Below are 19772 nucleotides of genomic sequence, written 5' to 3' on the forward strand. Positions count from 1 at the left end.
CCATGCCCCCTCGCAAGCTCCCGCGACACCTCAACTGGCTGGAGGCCTTCATCGCCGCTGTCGAAGCCGGCAGCCTCGAAGGCGCCGCCGAACACCTCGGCGTCGCCCGCTCCGTCGTCAGCGAACACATCCGCGCCCTCGAGGCCGCTCTCGGCGACGGCGAGCCCCTGCTCGAACGCAGCCCCGGCCGCCGCCTCCACCTCACCCCTCGCGGCCAGCGCCTCTACGCCGGCACCCAGACGCCCCTCCATCAGCTCGATCTCAAGCGACTGAGGGATCTCGCCAGCTCCGAGCCCAGCCTCCGCCTCGGCCTCAACCACACCCTCTCCATCATGCTCCTGGCCGACATCGCCCGAGATGCCGCCCAGGCCGGCATCAAGCTGGAGATCGGCTTCGGCGGGCCCTTCGAACTCGTCCGAGAGCTCCAGACAGGCCAGCGCGATCTGGTCATCGACTTCACGCCCCTGCCCCCCCACCGCGGCATCGAGTCCGAGTCCCTCGTCAGCCTCCCCTTCGTCGTCCTCGCCGGCCCGAACACGCCCCTCGCCGAGCACACCGGGCCTCGCAAGGCGCTCCAGGTGAAGGACCTCGAAGGCCAGTCCTTCGTCGACTGGCTCCGGGATGATCCCTACGGCGGCGCCAACAGCGCCCGCTTCGCCGCCCACAACGTCACCGTCCGCGAGGTGGCTCGCGTCGAGAGCTTCCTCCACCTCTTCGACGTGCTCCGCGCCTTCGGCCAGGCCTGCGCCGTGGCTCCGGACCTGCGCCTCCTGAGCGCCTTCCCTCCCGATCTCCACGTCTGGCCGCTCCAGGAAGAGCAGCCCCAGTTCATCGAAGTCGTCGCGCTCTGGCCCGCGGGCTCGCTCACCACCGAGACCCGCCATGTCCTCCAGGGCCTCCGCCGCCGGCTGGGACAGAGACGTCGGAAAATCGACTAGGCCGTCTCTTCTCCAACACGCAGTGCGTTGTCTCGAGGACACGAGCGCACTCAACGTGGAGAACTCAAAGCAGCCGTCGCACTCCCGCCGGACTCTGCGTGCACTGCCCCCCGTGTTACCAGCCCTCGCGTATCAAACTTGGGGGGGAACATGTCCTGGCATTGCATGAGATGTTTCACGGGAGTGCTGTTCGCGGTCGTGCTGGCACTCCCTCTTGGATCCGCTTCTGCCCAGGACCGGAGAGAGGCCTCCACGCCCTACTGGCCCGTTCCCCTCGGCTCCTGGCAGCGCACCCTGGCTGGCGACGGCTACACGGTATGGCGCCAGGAGATCTACTCGGGATGTTCGTTCGCTGATCACTCCTACACCCTGGAGGTGCCGGCGGATCCCCAGTCCATGTCCGATATCTCGTATTCGATGAGCAACTACGACGTCGACTACAACGACACCCAGGGTTGCTCGGGCGGGCCGGAAGTCGACCTCATGTCCTTCAACGGCCACCAGCTCGGACAGGTGACGGGGGCCAATGACTCCTGGAGCATCAACACCTGGCCGCTCGACAAGAGCCAGCTTGTCCAGGGCTCCAACGCCATCTTCATCGACACGGACGCCACCAACACCGGTTGCTGGTGCGTGGGCGTGGGGTGGATCGAAGTGCGCGCCAAGGTGGGCTTCAAGGTGCTCGCCAGCACGCCGCAGGACCAGGACAAGAACCGCGACTTCCACGCCGGCGCCGTGGACCTGACCGTCACCTTCACCGCCGAGTACGATCCCGCCACTCTCACCCCGAGCACGTTCCAGTTGGAGTACCGGGATCCGAGCGGCACCTGGCAGCCCGTGGGCGGCTCCTTCTCCCAGCTGTCTCCAGACAAGTTCCGCTTCGTGCCCGGCGCGGACTTGAAGGACGGCGTCCGCTACCGCGCCACCGTCAAGGGCGGCTCGAGCGGAGTCACCAGCAAGACGGGAGCGATCCTGGATTCGGATTCCGTCTGGTACTTCTGGACCGTGCCCGACCTGAGCCTGACGGATGCCTTCAACTATGGCTCCGGCTCGGTGTGCCTGCCGCCCAGCACGTCCTGCCCGGGCCTGGAGATCGCCGTGTTCCAGACGGCGCGCAACCAGCCCATGGTGGCCGGCAAGCCCGCGGTGGCGCGCCTCTATCTGCGGTGGAAGCAGCACACGGACGTCCACGCGGACGATCAGGTGAGGGACCTGGAGGTGGAGGCTCGGCTCAAGGTGGGCAGCCTGACGCAAACGCAGACACAGACGCTGAAGCGCCCCGACCGCTACACCGCCGCGGAGCGCGAGGCCGCGCAGCACACCATCAACCTCTACCAGACGCCCAGCGCCAGCTTCACCTACGAGGCGGAGGTGACGCCCCGCCCCCAGACGAACGCCACGCCGGTGAAGTACACGCAGACGCTCGCCTTGGCGAGCTCGGGCAAGACGCCTCGGCTGAGCTTCAACTACTACTTCCTCAAGGACGGCCTCTGGAACGGCGGGGTGCCCGCGGCGGCTCGTACCGAGGGCACCAACACCATGACGGCCGGTGCCCAGCTCATCACCGACAACTTCCCCGTCCTCAGCACCACCTTCACCAACAAGGGTGACTACTCCATCGGCTACACCTTCACCGGCAACACCGCGGGCACCTGCGCGAGCACCACCACCCAGGTCTCCGAAGTCTCCTGTCCGATCGGCAGCAGCCTCATGCTCATGGCCGAGTTCCGGTGCGCCTACGCCCGGCTGGACTCGCTGCGCGGTGGCGCCTCGATGATCGCCGCGACCGTCCCCAACACCTTCTGTCCCGGGGCAACGGCCTTCGCCATGGGCAAGGTGTTCATGCACCAGGCCGGTACCAACGCCAACGACGGCACCATCGCCCACGAGACAGGGCACGTCTTCGGCATCAGCACGGCCAACAATCCCACCGCCAAGCATCGCAACGACAGCAAGGGCGTCGAGGGCTTCCAGGTTCGTCTCCGCAAGAACCGCTCCAACCTGGAGAGCCCGAACGCGAGCATCTCGCTGATGCACACCACCCTCCAGCCCACCGGTACCCAGTGGGTCCACAACGATGACTACGCCACCCTGCTGGGGACCGTCTCTCTCGCCGCCTCCTCCCTCCTGCCTTCGGCCTCCGCGGCGACGAAGGCCCCGAACTACCTCATCGTCTCCGGCTTCGTGGACCTGGACCGGGGAACCGCAGCGCTGCAGCCTGCCTACCTGCAGCAAGTGCCCAATGATCCGCCTTCCCCCAGCGGCACGTGCGTGGTGGAGTTGCTCGACGGCGGTGGCGCCGTGCTGGCCTCCGACCACGTCACTCCCATCACCGAGCCCGAGCCGCAGTACCTCGAGGATCCACCGCCCGAGGCCGCGCATGGCCCCACCGTCGCCGCCGGCCCGGCCTATTTCTCGGTGAGCCTGCCGTGGAGTGAAGCCGCTCGGAGCCTGCGCGTCAGCTGCAATGGCAACACGCTCACCACCCAGCAACGCAGCCCCCACCCTCCCACGGTGGACTTCGCGGGCCTGAGCGATGGCGACACCCTGAGTGGCGTACGGAGCATCTCCTGGGCGGGACAGGATGAAGACGCTCCTCCCCTGCTGAGCTACCAGCTCCAGGTCCTGGGCGAGAACGGCAACTGGACTCCGCTCACCCCCATCACCCCGGACACACACTTCGATCTGGATACCTCCCTGCTCCCCACGGGTCCCCAACAGCTCCGAGTACTCGTGACCGATGGCTTCGACTCGGCATTCGCCACCCGCTCGGTGTCCATCGTCCACGTCGTCACCGTGGCCAGCACCCTGCCCGCCAGTGGCGCAACCCAGGTCCCCCTGACCACGACGGTCCAGGTCCAGTTCGGCTCGGACATGCTCGGAGACTCAATCAGCGGGAGCACCTTCTCGCTCATGGGCTTCGCTGGCTGGGTGCCAGCGACGGTGACGTATGACGCGGCCAGCCGCCAAGCGACGCTCACGCCCTCGGCGCCACTGCAGCCCGCCCAGGAGTACACCGCACGCCTGGACGCCTCCGTGCAGGATCTCCACGGCAACACCCTGGGCACGGAATACACCTGGCACTTCACCACCAGCCCGGACTCGACTCCGCCCCGCGTGCTGAAGACCAGCCCTCCTCACGGGGCCCTCGGCGTTCCCCTCAATGCCCTGGTGCAGGCGGACTTCGACGAGGACCTGAACCCCACTACCCTGACGACGAGCAGCTTCCAGTTGCTGGACCCGAGCGGCACGCCCGTGGCGGGTGAGGTGATCTACGACTACTCCGTGCGGCACGCGCTCTTCATCGCGAGCGCACCCCTACAGCCCGGCGTCCGCTACACCGCTCGCCTCGACACCGCCGTCACCGACGCCGCGGGCAACGCGCTGGCGAGCCCCGTCTCGTGGAGCTTCACCCCAGGCACCCTCCTGTCCAATGGCCTTCGCATCGTGGGCAACTATGGCGATCAAGCCCATGACCTGGACGGAGATGGGTTGTACGACAACCTCACCGTGAGCGTGGACGTGGAGGTGCTGGATGCGGGCCTCTACAACCTCAACGCGCGCCTCATCGACCGATACGGCTCGCTCCTCCAGTGGCAGACCACGGGCGATGTCTTCCTCACCCTCGGCGTGCACCGGCTGTCCCTCGTCTACGGCGGCGCGCCCATCCGCAGCAACGGCGTGGACGGCCCCTACATCCTGGACAGCGTGAACTTCTACAGCCCGTGGGATCCGTCCCTCGCCGACCAGCAGTTCCGGGCGTACCAGACGTTTCCCTACTCGGCGGGCTCATTCTTCAGCGTGCTCGTCTTCGGCGGACTGCCGGACCAGATCCTGGAGACGAACACCTCCCGTGACGATGCCTTCAACCTGCGCGACTACACCACGCACCTCAGCCTGCCCGTGACCGCCATCGCGTACCGCCTCATCGTGAGCACGGATCCCCGCGTGGGAGTGAGCATCGATGGCGACGCCAACGTGGACATCTTCCCGCAGCCCGGTGTGGAGGCGGAGAGCGATGTCACCATCGAGGCTCGGGACCCCTACGGCAATCGCATCACCAGCACCTTCCATGTCAGCGTGCAGTTGCCGCGCCCGGCCGTGCTGATCGCCCCTGCAGAGCTGACGATGAGCACCCGCCAGAGCCGGCAGATCGACGTGGCCATCCAGGATCAGTTCGGCCACCCCTTCACGGCTCCGACCGAGGTCGTCTTCTCCACCACGGTGGGCACGGTGGCTCCGACGCACGTGTCCACCAGCTCGGGCTCGGCCAGCACGGTGCTCACCACGGGCGCCACGGCGGGGACAGGCTTCGTCACCATCCGCACCGGCTACGCCTCCGCGCTGGTGAAGGTCAATGTGCAGGCCTCCACCTCCTGCACGGTGCCTCCCGGCACGCCGACCCTGGTGCTCAACGGCAGCAGTTCCATGACGCTGGAGTGTGGCGTGGACACGTGGACGGACCCTGGCGCCAAGGCCTGGGACGCATGCGGCCCGGTCGACGTGCACACCTACAACTCGGGCAACGACTCCTCCGGCCCCGGCCCCAACACCCATGCCGAGGGCACCTACTCCGTGCAGTACGTGGCCTGGAACTCGGTGGGCCACACCGTGAGCGCCATCCGCTCCGTGACCGTGGATGACCGGACGCCTCCCACGCTCAAGCTCCTGGGCACCGCGCAGCAGACCCACCGCTGCGGCACGGCCTGGGTGGACCCGGGCGTCGAGTCAATTGATGCGTGCTACGGGAACGTGGCCCCCACCGTGCAGCGGATCGGCTGGGTGAATGGCTGGATGAAGGGTGTCTACACCGTGCGCTATGCGGTGACGGACAGCGGGGGCAATGCCGCGCCGCCCGTGACTCGCACGGTGGAGGTCGTCGACTGCCCCTGGTGAGCACTCCACTCGGGAGCCTCTTGCGGACTGCGTCCGGTCGTGGTGGGAACCTGGTGGAGAGCCCACCATGACCGACGCTGACGCCTTTCTCCGCCTCGCCTTCGCCCAGGCGCCCGCCGCCGAGGCCAATTCCGCCATCGCCCGTACCCGCGAGGAGCAGGGAGACCTGAAGAGCTACGAGCTCCTACTCCCGGCCGAGAATCCTCGCGCCTTCCTGCTCGATCGCGCGCTGCCCAAGCTCGTGGACTACCTCGAGTCCGTGGGCGCGAAGCTGCCCGGCTGTGGTGGCGTGTTCCTCTCCGTGTTCTCCGGGGACACGCTCCACTTCATCCATGCCCGGGATGCGCTCCAACTCCTGTCCGAGTGGAGCGGCCTGTCCCTGGCCGAGCTCAAGCGCCGCTACGGCCCCCGGTAGGCCTCACCGCCGGAAACGCCTCGCTTCAGGAGCGCCCGTGACGCGAGCCGGATAGGCTGCCCTGCCTTCCGTCCTCGGAGATCCCCTTGCTCCCCATCCACCGCTCCCTGCGCTCCTTCCTCCTCGGCCTCTCGCTCCTCGGTGCTCCAGCCCTCGCGGCACCGCTCACGGCACCTCCCTCCGAGCCCTCCGGGCTGCCCCGGTTGTTGGCGGCCTTCTTCGAGGAGACTCCCCTGGTGAGCGATCTCCAATCGCTCACCGATGAGATCGGCGGCAGGGCCACGGGCGCCCCCGCCAACCTGCGCTCCGTGGAATGGGCGCTCGCGCGGTTCCGTGAGGCGGGGGTGGAGGCTCGCAAGGAGCCCTTCCAGATGCCCTCGCTCTGGCTGGAACGCTCGGCTCGCTCCACCGTCCGCGGAGAGGGCATCAGCTATACCCCGCGCGTGGCGGCCATGCCCTTCTCCAAGGCCACGCCCAAGGGAGGATTCACGGCGCCGCTGGTGTCCGTGGGCAAGGGAACGGACAAGGACTTCCAATCGGTTGGAGCCCGGGCCCGTGGAGCCTGGGTGCTCGTGGAGACCGAGGAGTTGAAGGACATCGACGGGCTGTTCCGCGAGTACAGGGAGGCCTCAGCCATCGAGCAGCGGGCGTACGCCGCGGGTGTGGCGGGCGTGGCCTATATGGGCTCGCGGCCCAACAACCTGCTCTACCGGCACAACGTGTCCACGGGCGAGCGCAACACGCTGCCCATGCTCGTCATGGAGCGCGATGGAGCGCTGCGAGCGCAGCGGCTGCTGCGGGCTGGCAAGGCACTCACGTTCACCGCTGAGCTCGACCTTCAGACCGGCCCCGCCTACACAAGTTTCAACGTCATCGGTGAGATTCGCGGCCGCAGCCGACCCGAGGAGGTCGTCATCATCGGGGCCCACCTGGACTCGTGGGACCTGGGTACGGGCGCGCTGGACAATGGGGCCAACGTGGCGGTGCTCATCGACATCGCCCGGCAGATGCGGCGGCTGGGCATCCAACCCGCGCGCACACTCCGCTTCGCGCTGTGGAACGGCGAGGAGCAGGGCATGTACGGCTCGTGGGGTTACACGCGGACACATGAGGCGGAGCTGGACAAGCACGTGATGGCGGCCTCGCTGGACATCGGTTGCGGGCACATCACCGGATTCTTTACGGGCCGCCGCCCCGAGCTCGTGTCCCTGGTGGATCAGACGCTCGGCCCGGTGCAGGGGCTGGGGCCCTTCACGCAGGTGGACGAGCCCATCGTCGGCACGGACAACTTCGACTTCATGCTGCACGGTGTGCCCAACCTGGTGGCGAACCAGGAGCCCGCCCTCTATGGCCCCAACTACCATGCGCGCTCGGACGAGTTGGACAAGTGCGACGTGCGCCAGCTCCGGCTCAACGCGGCCATCCTCTCAGCGCTCGCCTATGGCTTCGCGCAGACGGATGTGAAGCTGGCCCGGCACTCTCGAGCGCAGGTGGAGGAGCTGGTCCACACCCCATCCCTGATGGAGGAGATGAAATCCTTCAACGTCTATGAGGACTGGGCCGCCGGCAAGCGCGGCCGGAAGTAGCTGCAGGGCTGAGACTCAGGGCAGCGGCATGAGGTGCCTTGGCTTGCGGTACCTCCAGCAGTTGGGAACGGGGGAGTCCGAGATCGTGGACTGCACCGTCCACGGCCGTGGACTCAGGCTGAGTACCTGGACGTCCAAACCCTTGAAAACAGGATAGGTCCAAGGCTTGCACAAGGGGCCAGCCACCTCACGCCCCATCCCGACATCCGGGGCCTGGGAGGCACTTCATGGTCCCTGCCCTGCTCATCGTCCTTGCCGCCCTGCAGTCCACCCCACCCGCTTCGAGAGAGATCGATCTCACTCCGCCCGCGCCCCAGGTGCAGGGGGACATGCAGGCGCTCCAGGAGCGAACGCGCCGCTTCGAGCAACTGCGAGCCCGTCACCGAGCCGCCGAGCAGCACCTGGCCCCGACGGGCTCCCTGGAAACACTGAGTGAGGCGCGCTCCCTGTGCTCGACGCCTCCCGGCTTCTGGGCGCGACTGCTGCCGGGAGGCTCCGACACACCGGAGACGCTCAATTCCTGCCGGAGCGCCGCCGAGCGGACGGAGCAGCTCTCCTCGACGCTCACCGATAGAAGGAACGCGGCGATGCGCCACCTCGACTCGGTGGAGGCGCTGCTGGGAGGCTCCTCTCAGCGGGAGGAGGTGCAGGCCCGGCTCGAGAAACAACGTGCCTTGCTGAAGGAGCGCAGCGCCGAAGCGGAGGAGTTGGCGAAGCGCACATCCACGGCGCTGCGAGGCGGTGGAGACTCCTTCTCGGACCGGCTGTCCTGGCACCTGCTGCCGAGCGGAGGGGGAGACGCCTCGGAGCTGTTGTCCCAGTTCGAGACGCAGTTGCGGAGCTGGAGCGGCACGGAGCAGCCGGTGCTGGGCGCGGACCTGACGTACGTGCAGGGAGGCGCGGAGGCCGGGTCGATGCCCACGGCGCAGATGACTCCGGCCTATCTGTCGCTGAACTCGGAGCCGATGCTCGATGACGCCGCCGAAGGCCGCGAGGTCGAACTCTCTGCAGAGCTTGTCACGAAGGCGCAGGAGTTGGGCACGGCGAAGGCCGCGTACGACTTCGTGAAGAACGAAACGCGGTTGGACTGGTACTTCGGCTCGATCAAGGGCTCGACGCAGACGTTGAGGGAGCGGCGCGGCAATGATGCGGACCTCTCGGCGCTGCTGGTGGCGCTGCTGCGAGCCCAGGGCACTCCGGCGCGCTTCATCCACGGCACGGTAGAGCTGTCCGTGGAGCAGATCGCTGCCTCCCTGGGGATGCTCAAGGGTGAAGAGGTAGCGAAGCTCGATGCGGCGACCTCTGGGGGCACGGCCTGGACGCTCTCTCCCGAGAAGAGTGCGCAGGTGGTGCAGGCGCTGAACGCCGCGGCGATTCCGTACGAGCCGGTGGTCCGAGGCGGCCGGGTGGCGGCGGTGAACCTGGTGCGCATCTGGGTGGAGGCCTATGTCGACTTTGCGGAGTACCGCGGTGTGGGCAACGGGAAGGTGGGGCGGCAGTGGGTGGCGCTGGAGACGTCGCTGACGGGCCAGGCAAAGGCGGCTGCCACGCCTCCGGTGCTGGATGCGCTTACGGCGCTGAAGGAGACGCCGGACTCTCTCACCGCAACGTGGCTGAGCGGACCGACGCAGAAGTCGATGGTGGAGTTCGTGCGCGGGCGGGTGGAGAGCTACCTGACCACGCAGCACCCGGACATCTTCTATTCGCAGATGCAGTGGACGGTGGTGCCTCGGAAGGAGGAGCTGCCGCTCCTGCCGGGCTCCCTGCCCTACAAGGTGCTTGCGGTCCACGGTGAGTCCGCCTTCCTGCCTGAGTCGCTCCAGCAGCAGGTCCAGCTCACGGCCTGGAACGATGCGGGCCTTCTCTTCGAGCTGAAGCTCCCGCTCCATCAGGTGACGGGCCACCGGACGGTGCTGACGCACGTGCCCGCGACCGAGACGGATGCGCAAATCATCTCGCTGGCAGGGGGGCTCTACGCGGCGCCCGCGTCGCTGGTCGAGGTGCGCCCGGTGGTTCGCATCAACGGTCGCGAGATGGCGGTGTCGAGCCGCAGCGTGGGCCTGGGCACTTCGTACCAGTGGTCACTGGAGGTGCTGCTGCCCGGCGGAGGGACACGTCACATCGACAACCGCGTGGTGGCAGGCAACGTGGTTGCCATCGGAGTGGGGGCTCCGGGCAACAAGCACCAGGAGGCTGCGAGCCTGGATTCGGCGGACCTGGACGGCCCTGCGCTCCGCTTCCTGTACGCGCGAGCGGCGGCCTACGCGAACGCCTGGACACAGGGTGAGGACGAGCTCGCGCGGCTGCTGCAAGTCATCCCGGTGCGGCCGACGGCCAACATCGTCTTCGTGCAGAACCAGGTGCGGGTGGACGAGGTGCTCGGGGTGCGCCGGAGGCTCGAGTGGAAGGGCCTGGAGGTGGACGCCGACTTCCGCGCGATGACTCCGGTGGAGCTGAAGCCTGGGCGAGGCGCGGCGCTGCTGCGCCTAGCGGGTTATGAGGGCTCGTTCCAGGAGGCACGCGTCCTCACCGAGGGAACTGGTGAACCGGCAGTGTCCAGCGTCTCGGTGCTCCAGGAGGCAGCGGCGCAAAGCATCCCCATCCCCATCCTTCACTTGCAGCCCAATGGCGCGGTGACCGGTCTGTCCGCGACGCCCGAGGTGCTGCGCGCCGTGGAGGATCAGCTGGCACGAGGGCGGCAGGTGGACATTCCGGCCACGCCGCTCACGCTGGAGAACTGGACGGGCACGGGCTTCATCTCGAGAGATCCTGCGACCGAGGAAGCTGGGTACTTCCTCTCAGGGGTGGTGTCGGGCGGTCAGACAATCGTATCGCCCGAGCTGTGGACGGACGCGGAGCTTGCCGAACTCCTGGGTCGGCCGGACGCGCCGATGGCCACCGATGACCTGGAGCAGGTGGCCCGCATCGTCAAGGTGGCGGCGACCGACTTCCAGACTGGCACCGTGGGCAAGCCGCTGCCCTACCCGCTCGCCGTCTATGTCACGACCGCAGAGGGAGTCCCGGTCAAGGGCGCGCCGGTGACATTCGAGACGGCGGACGCGTCCAAGCCGCGCTTCAAGGATCCGAAGACGCCGGATGCCCAGCCTTCCGAGAAGTTCACGGTGCTCACGGACGCGACGGGGCGAGCCTCGGTGTTCGCATTGCCCGACACGAAGATCGCGAATCTCGGTGTCTTGGAGCAGGGACAGCCCTTTCCTCAGGTGATCGGGCTCAACGTGGTGCAGGCCCGCGTCGCAACGGCGTCTTCCACTGCCTCGCTCCAGGAGCCCTTCGAATTCACAGGGCGGCCGGACGTGGTGGCGAAGCTCGTGCCCGCGCAGACCTTCTTCTCCAACGAGGTGGGTGTCGAACTCGGCGTGTCGCTGATCATCACCGCGAGGGATCAGTACGACAACATGCTGGCGAACCAGACGGTGCATTGGGCCTCCAATCCCGATACGGCCCGCTTCTTCGACTCACGCGAGGAGTTCCAGCCGCCTCGCGTGCAGTACATGGGCTCCGATCCGGAGCACCAGCTCGTCTCCCTCGATCAGAAGACCCACATGATGGGCGACGGCAGGGCCGGCTTCATTCCGGCCATGGAGCCGACGACGTACACCGTCACGGCCAGCTCCGGGGCTGTCTCGACGGAGTTCACGGTCCAGGCGGAGGAATTCGGCCGGTACACCTTGCGAATGACCTCCGTGGACGGAGCCACAGTGAACGGGGTCACGGGGACTTCCACGCCAGCGCCCTACTTCCTGGAACTGCTGCGGCGAGCCAATGACGATGGCACGGGGGATTGGGTCCGCCTCACGGGCCAGGAGCTGGGCATCAAGACCGCCCGCATCCACATGTCCATCCGAGATCGTGCCACGGGTGCTGAGCTGAGCCACGAGACGGCCAGCCCGGACGAGCTCGGTACCGGGCGCCTGGAGGGCATCGATAGGGTGGACAACGTCGTCTTCTGGCCTCGCTACCTCGTCAAGAACGGGCGGCAATGGCTGAGGTTCTACGCCGAGGTCGAGGAGTCCGAGCCCAGGGAGCGCCGTGTTTGCTGCTCCAACACCTTCTCCGTGGAGGTGGACTCCCGTGAGCCATTGATGACCCTGGCTCGGCTCCGGGCGGACCAGAGTCCTGAGGACGTCGATGAGTGCGGTGCCATCTCCTCGCCGGACGGCTGGCTGCTGTTCCACGTCATCAATCCCGCGGGCTATCCCCTCTACGCGCGCATCGTCCAGGAGCCCGCCCTCTCGGGACAGACGCTGGTGGAAGCCGCGCCCGCTGACTTCCAACGCGACCCGGTCGACGGCACCTCGCTCGTGATGGTCGAAGGGCACATCAGCCGAATACCGCTCAAGCTGCGGACAGGGACACAAGGCGGGCGAGTCCGGCTCGAACTGCTCGCCCCCGACTTCCAGGTGTCCGACCAGGCCCGGACGCGCGTGGGAGAGAGCACGGCGGTGCTCGACTTCGCGACGCCAGGCCTGACGGTCGCGAAGGGACCGCTCACAGCCAGGCTGATCTTCCCGGTGCGCAACTTCGAGTCTGCAGCGACGCCGGAGAATGCCGAGGAGTTGGTGGCCTCCACAGCCACCGTCCCGCCCATGCCGGTTCCCGCGGTGCTGAACTTCTGCCCCTCGCAGACAGGGCGCCTGAAGGTCTTCTCGGGAAATACCCTGCTGGCTGCTGCGGACGTGACCGCCATCCAGAACCACCTGCTGGAGATGAGCCAGGTCGAGGAAGGAGTCCCTGTCCCGGAGCAGCCAAGGCCCGGCAAACTGGCCGTCGGTATTCCTCCCGGAAACCCACTCGGGCAGAAGGTGCGCATCTCCTTCCTGCCTTTGGAGGCTCCTTCCACGCCCCAAGAAGAGGAGTTGGAACTCCACACCCGCATCTCCGACACGAGCACCCTTCCCATCGGCCACACGTTCGTGAAGGACGTGAGCACGGTGGATGGACACCTCGTGCGCCAGGTGGTGGACCTGGAGGTACCTGGCCGTCGTCCCGCGCTCCAGTTCGCGCGAACCTATACGAATCGAGGCAATGAGCCAGGGGTGCTCGGGCGCGGCTGGAGTCACAACTCCGGCGGCTTCGTGCTGGCCTCAGGGGACCCGGCGAAGAGCATCTTCCGATACATGGTGGTCGGTGGCGAGGGCTCGGGTCAGGTCTTCGACTGTGGCCCCGAGCAGACGGCGTGCAAGGCCCAAAAGGGCTTCCACGGCAGCTTCCGCGGCGAGACGGTGGGCTCGGGAGCCACGGTCCACCGCGAGCTGCTCTTCCGAGCCCAGGATGGGACGGACTACCGCTACGGACCCGCGGTCTCCAGCGAGGAGGGAGTACGCCACACGCTGCTGTCCATCCGGAGCCCCGAAGGCAACGAGATGGTGTTCGAGTACGGTGGGCCGGAGCTCCACGATGAGCTGACCCGGGTGTGGGAGCCTGGCAACCGCCGCTTCCTGCAGTTCACCTACGCTCGGCCAGCGGGGGCCCCCCGGCTGCAGCTCTCCCGGGTGGAACTCCATGAGAACCCGATGGCTCCGACGCGGCTCGCGCCGGGGGACGAGGGCACGCCCTTGGGGGTGTGCATCGGCTTCCGGTACAACGCCATGTGGGATCTGGAGAGCGCGGGCCGATACGACGCGTGTCTCGAGGGCGAGGGGGCCATCCCGCTGCGAGAGGAGCACTACAGCTACGTGGGCGGCCCGGATGACGAGCTGCAGACGAACCTCGTGAGCTGGAAGGATGCCAACGGCCGCACCACCCGGTACGAGTACTACCAGCGCTCGGACAGCTTGCCGGGCGAGCAGGACTTCATCCGCTTCGGCGACAAGCAGGAGCGCGTGAAGCGAGTCATCGAGCCGCTCGATACAGTGACTGAGTTCACGTACCGGCTCATCCCGCAGACGCTGCCTGTGTTTGGCCTGCCGAAGCTGACCTTCGAGACGGACGTGAAAGGTCCGCGAGCGGAGGTGCCCGCCACGGTGTACCGGATGGATCCGTACGGCGGCATGGTGGACGTCACGCGCCCGGTGGGACCGATGGATCTCGCGCACACCTCCGCGACGTGGGATCGGGAGCACGTGCGCCGAGAGGCGGAGCAGGACGCGCGAGGCCGCGTCGTGAAGATGAAGTACGACGAGTTGGGGCGCCTGGTGGAGCGGCGCACCGACCTGTCCGTGCTCCCCGCCTCAGGGAGTGCGGAGGCCACCGAGCCGGTGAAGGATGCCGAGGACCACGTGCTCGACGAGGCCGTGGAGAAGTGGAGCTACGATCCCGCATTCGGCGCGCCGGTGTGCCAGATGGACGCGGAGGGCCGCATCACCGTCCACACGCTCGACTCGGACGGGAAGGACCCGCGCACGGGCCTGCCGGTGGGAACAGGGCTGCTGATGGAGTCGCGGCGCCTGGCGACGAGAGTGAACCGCGAACGGGCCCGGAGCACCGCCACGTGCTCGGAGCTGGCCGACGAGTTGCTCCGCACGGACGAGGACATCGTCACCCACCGCGAGTACTGCCACGTGGGAAGCACCGCTGTGTGTCCGACGGGAGCCGTCACGGGAGACCTCACGGCCACGGTGGATGGCAATGGCAACCGCTCGGTCATCACCGCCTACGACCCGTACGGGAACGTGAGTGAGCAGACCGTCGCGGTGAAGGGCTCGAAGACGGTGAAGACGATCCGGGAGTTCGACGCCCGGGGGCGCCTGAAGACCGAGTCCGACACCTTCGGCCATCAGACGAAGCAGGAGTACGACGGACTGGACCGTCCGAAGACAGTGATTCGCGTGAACACCACGAGTACCTCTCCCTCGATGGTGAGGGAGTTCGAGTACTACGCCGGGGGCCAGCTGCGCCGTGAATACACCCTGTCCACGGGCTTCGAGCGCCTCTACACCCTGGACGCGCTCGACCGCGTGGAAACCATCACGGAGTCCGGCGGCGGGCTGCTGAGCCCGCTCGTGACGAAGTACGGCTACGACAAGGCCGGCAACCGGGAGACCGTCACGGACAGGCGGGGTGTGAAGACGACGACGGAGTATGACTTCGGCGACCGCCCCGTGCGCGTGAGCATGGCGCCTGCGGAGGGCAACACCTTCCTGTTGCAGAACGGCGTGGAAGGCATTGTCGGGCAGGAAGGCGTGGTGGCCACGTATGGCCATGACACGGCGGGCAATCGTCTCTTCGAGACAGACATCCACGGACATCGGACGGACTACAGGATCGACTCGCTGTATCGCGTGGTGCGCACGCAGGGACCGATGGTGCCTGGGCAGGATCTGGATGCGCTCCCGCGGCGCTACGAGACGCTCGCCCGCTTCGATCTGGTGGGCAACAAAACGCTCAGCGTGGATGGGAACGAGCATAAGACGGTGCAGACATACGACTTCGCCAACCGGCTCGTATCCACGAAGGATCCGGAGGGGCGAGAGGAGCGTCGCGAGTATGACTTCAACGGCAATCCCAGGCTCGAGAAGTGGCTGGCGGGAGGCGTCGAACAGCGTCGTCGCACGACGCAGTACGACGGGCTGAACCGTCCCTTCGAGAGCACGGAGACGTTCAAGAGCGTGGGGACCGAAACGAGCACCCTCACCACCACCACGGCCTACGCCGATGACCAGAACGCGGTCGCGACGAAGGATACCCGCGGTTTCTTGACGGTGGTGTTCAAGGACGATCTGGACCGGGTCTACCAACAGGCCGTGGATGCAGCGGCCGAGCCGAGCCACACGCTGACGCGTCAGCCCGATGACCCGCAGGTGGGCAGCGCGCTGGGGCTGCTCACCCGCTTCGAGTACGACTCCCACGGCAACCTGGCCGCGCAGGTGGATGCGCTGAACCGGCGGACCGAGGAGACGCACGACGCACTGGGGCGGCTGCTGGAGCGGCGCAAGCCCATGGGCGTCACCGAGTCCTTCGTCTACGACGGCGAGGGGCACACCCTCCAGCAGACCGACGGACGAGGCATCGTCCAGACCACGGGCTACGACGTCGCGGGCCGGCCTGCGCTCGAGCAACTGGTCGAGAGCCTCTCGAACGAAGGAGAGCTTCTCACGACGCTGGAGCGCTTCTATCTGGACACGCCCGAGGCCGACAGCGGACTGGTGAAGGTGGTGGAGCAAGACGCTCGCTTGAAGCAGACCGTGCACGTCCAGGACGGCATGCACCGCGAGGTGCGCGTGGAGGATGCGCTAAACCACGTACGCGAGTCCCGCTTCGACGCGCAGAACCTCCGGGTCTCACGAGATGCCAAGGGATACACGACCCGGTACGAGTACGACACCGTGGGAAGGCTCAAGACGCAGCGAGACTTCGAGCTCAATCAGAGCACGGCTCGTTACACCCAGACGAGCACGTACGACGACGCCTCACGCACGGAGACCCTGGTCGACCGGCGCGAGATTCCTACCGTGCGTCTGCGTGACGGCCTGGGTCGACTGATGAGCGAGACGCGAGGGCTCGGCGACGATGTCCGCAGCGAGTCGACGACCTACAACGCCGCAGGCCAGGTGGTGGCTCGGATTGACCCCAACAATCACACGAGCCGCTATCGCTACGACGCAGCGGGCCGGATGCAGACAGAGACGCGAGGTGTCGGCACGCAGGACGAGGCAACCACCACGCACACCTACGACGCCGTCGGCAACCGCATCTCCACACTGGGCCCGAGAGGCACGGGAAAGCCTTACACGAACCGCTGGACGTACGACGAACTGAACCGGCAGGTGCGCTCCGAGGATGCACTGGAGCGAGTCACGGCGAGCGCCTACGACGCCACGGGCAACCTGCTGTGCATGCAACACCCGCTGGGCCACCCGATGCTGGGGCACGGGCAGGCCGTGGGTCTCACGGTGGCGCAGCTCCAAGAGCAAATCTGCACAGGAACGCACGTCGCCCGTTACACGTATGACGAGGTAGGAACACTCACGGACGTCATCGATGCACTGGAGGGCCATTACTCCTTCGTCTACGACACCACGCGAAACCTCGTGGCGAAGCAGGATGCCAACGAGAACCTCTCGACATTCGAGTTCGACGACCTCGGCCACCGGATTGCGGAGCACGTCCACCTCGACGCGCACAGGCGTCTGACCGCGGCGGACAGGAATCGCGTGCCCTACTTCGAACCGGGAGCCGAGCCCCTGTTCGACAAGGGTACCCTAACCTGGCGATCCACCTATGACTCCAACGGCAACCTGGAGACCTTCACCGATGCCAAGGGGCAGAAGACGACCTCCGTCTACGGGATTTTGAATCGTCTGGGCTCGCGCACCTACTCCAACCACGCCCTGCCGAGGGCCTACCCGTCCATCGAGGCACAGAGTTTCACGTACGACCAGAACGGCAACCTCACCGACATCATCGAGACCAAACGGACCGATGTGAGCGCCGTGGTTCAGCAACACACCGGCCATACGTATGACAAGCTCGACAGGCTCGACTCCACCACGCTGCCTTCGAACAAGCTTCTCGCCTACAGTTATTACTCGGGAGGCGAGCGAAAGAGCGTCACCGACCCAGACGGCGTCTCGACGAACTACAAGTATGACGCACTCGGCCGACTCTCGGAAGCCACCATTCCCGAGGGTACCACCTTCTTCAAGTACTGGCCCGATTCGCTGCCAAAGAGCACGGTCCTGCCCAATGGCTTGACGGAGATGCGCTGCTACGACACTTCGGACCAACTCACCCACATCGTATTGGCCCAAGGGAGTATCTCGGAGGACTGTACGTCCAGCGGCACACTGCGCAGCCGCTTTGACTATGACTATGACTCCAACGGCAACCGTCTCAGCCAAACAGAGACACGCACCCAGTCCGGTACGGGCGTACTGGAGACGCCCGAGACGACGATCTACGGCTACGATGACCTCGACAGGCTCACGGGAGTGGCCTACCCCGATGGTCGAGCAGTTCTCTATCGCCTGGACGCCGTCGGCAATCGTATCGGGGAGCGCGATGCCCCTTCTTCCATCGTCCCATCTCTAGGTCCAGAAGCCTTCGACTCGATTCCCGCTGGCCAGCTCTCACGGGACACCTCTGGAACGTTCAACCGTGCTGATTGGCTGATGCACCTTGCCGATCAGGTGGATCCCTCCAGAGAGCACCAACTTAGCTACGATGCCAATGGCAATCTCTCATCTCTTGTCTCGTCTACACACACTCGTTCCTTCTGGTGGGATATCCGCAACACGCTAGCAACCGTGAGCGACAACAACCAAGAAGTGGGACGATATGATTACGACGCCAATATCCAGCGCACCTGGCGCCGCACCGTAACAGAGAATGTGGAGTACGTGCTCGACGATGACTTTGTCCTCCAAGAGCAAGACATACATCAACACACAAAGCGACGTTACCACTATGCGCAGAAGCCATTGGCAGTCGGCGACAGCACAAGCACTCAAACTACCCTTCGTTTCCTGAACACCGATGCACTAGGGAGCCCATCCGACGCCACCTCACTTACTGCCGAGGCAGTGGCTATCCGAAAGTACGACGCATGGGGAGGCTACCGCGGAGGAACGGAACCGTCAGTCGAGGATTTCAAACTCGGCTACACCGGACACCTGTTCGATGTGGAAACGGGCCTCACCTATGCTCGGGCACGATATTACGCCTCCGATCTTGGACGATTCATCAGTCGGGATTCCTTCGAGGGAACATTGGCAGACGCACCAAGTCTGCACCGGTACGCATATGCCAATGTCAATCCTCTGAGGTATGTGGATCGCACAGGTCATGCACCGGACGGCTCTGCCTTCTGGGACCGCCAAGCCTCTACTGCGATGCAGATCACGGCGGCATGCAGCACCGAGAACGAGAAAGCATGCGAAACTCGAAACTTCATGCTTGGATCAGCAGTAGCAGGCCCCATGGTTGGATTCGGCATTGCTGCAGTGGTTGAAGCAGGAGGAATAGTTGCTCTCTATCAAGCGGCTATGACTAAGCTGGGCTTCGCAGGTGGAGCAGTTGTTGTTGGCGAGGCTTCGATTGACGCCACCGGTGTCGCCACAGGCGCGTATGGCTGTGCGTTTGAGCATGATCCCTCCGCGTGCCGCGACGCGGTCCTATCAGGCCTTGATCTCGCCACCGGCCCCTTCCTGCCTTTCGCAGAGGAAACCCTAACAAGACGCTCAGCGACAGGGTTCATACAGGGAAGGAAGAGTTCTGCAGCACGAGTTGAAGTCAAGGAAGGAGCGAACGGCAGTCCCATAGGCACCAGCCATTCAGTCGCCCAAGCCTCTGGGACTTCGTTCGGGAATAACAACGAAGTCGCAGGGAACTCTCCCAATCTGCTAAGCTCTAGAGAAACGCTCTACAAATACGTGGATGGCAACGCCGGTTTAATAGCCGAACTCGACAACAATGGGTTTCTCAATCTCTACATCAAGACTGGTCCCAACACTCCGACAGGAGGCAAGATGTTCAATGAGGCAATGAGTGCATTTGGCCGAACCAACATCAAAGGCGTGAGAGGAACTTGGATTGGCGGAGGCGACATAGCAGACAACTACAATAGCTTTCATGCGGGACTCAAGGATGGACTGCCAGAGGAAGAGGCAGCAAAGACTCGCACATTCACGGGGCATATGGCCGCAAAGAATGGGTTTACTCGGGCCCGGATAGTGACCAATACAGAGAACAAGGTTATTGTGGAGTTCACCGAATGAACGAAGAAGAAATTGTGACTGCCCTTCGCGAGCAAAAGCAGCAGCGCACTGCAGTTGAGCTTGCTGAACTCTTGGACCAACTCACCAGCGGTGGCCTTTCGCAAAGCACTCTTGTGACCTATTTCAAGCGTGCATTCCCTTCTCTTCCGCTTCACATCTTACTGGAGTCGGGTGCTTGGAGCCGGGTGAGCGACGGCGGGCTCAGCGACGAGGAATTTAATAGGCTTCTTCGTCCTTGGCTGGGCAAGTGAACGGAACTGAG

6 protein-coding genes are annotated in these 19772 nt (G+C 65.6%); all 6 read left to right on the forward strand.

Annotated features, from left to right (window positions below):
• The first annotated feature begins 2 nt into the window (after positions 1 to 2).
• The 6 genes from KY501_RS19655 to KY501_RS19680 all read left to right on the forward strand — a co-directional run bounded on the left by KY501_RS19655 (position 3) and on the right by KY501_RS19680 (position 19761).
• Positions 3 to 938 (forward strand): LysR family transcriptional regulator, encoded by a 936-nt coding sequence (locus KY501_RS19655; RefSeq protein ID WP_224364738.1) that lies wholly within the window; start codon positions 3 to 5, stop codon positions 936 to 938.
• Between the two features lie 183 nt (positions 939 to 1121).
• Positions 1122 to 5834, forward strand: coding sequence for an Ig-like domain-containing protein (locus tag KY501_RS19660; protein WP_224364739.1), 4713 nt, complete (start codon positions 1122 to 1124; stop codon positions 5832 to 5834).
• A gap of 67 nt (positions 5835 to 5901) precedes the next feature.
• A complete protein-coding gene (locus KY501_RS19665; protein WP_224364740.1) occupies positions 5902 to 6249 on the forward strand; it encodes an STAUR_1299 family protein in 348 nt (115 codons plus the stop codon).
• A gap of 86 nt (positions 6250 to 6335) precedes the next feature.
• Complete coding sequence (locus KY501_RS19670; RefSeq protein WP_224364741.1) at positions 6336 to 7835, forward strand: M20/M25/M40 family metallo-hydrolase; 1500 nt, start codon at positions 6336 to 6338, stop codon at positions 7833 to 7835.
• Between the two features lie 227 nt (positions 7836 to 8062).
• Complete coding sequence (locus tag KY501_RS19675) at positions 8063 to 19510, forward strand: RHS repeat-associated core domain-containing protein (RefSeq protein ID WP_224364742.1); 11448 nt, start codon at positions 8063 to 8065, stop codon at positions 19508 to 19510.
• On the forward strand, positions 19507 to 19761 hold the full coding sequence (locus KY501_RS19680; protein ID WP_224364743.1) for a hypothetical protein: 255 nt from the start codon (positions 19507 to 19509) through the stop codon (positions 19759 to 19761). Before KY501_RS19675 ends, KY501_RS19680 begins: the two co-directional genes overlap by 4 nt.
• The last annotated feature ends 11 nt before the right edge of the window (positions 19762 to 19772 follow it).

It is taken from the genome of Hyalangium versicolor, assembly GCF_020103695.1.
GTDB classification, from domain to species: domain Bacteria; phylum Myxococcota; class Myxococcia; order Myxococcales; family Myxococcaceae; genus Hyalangium; species Hyalangium versicolor.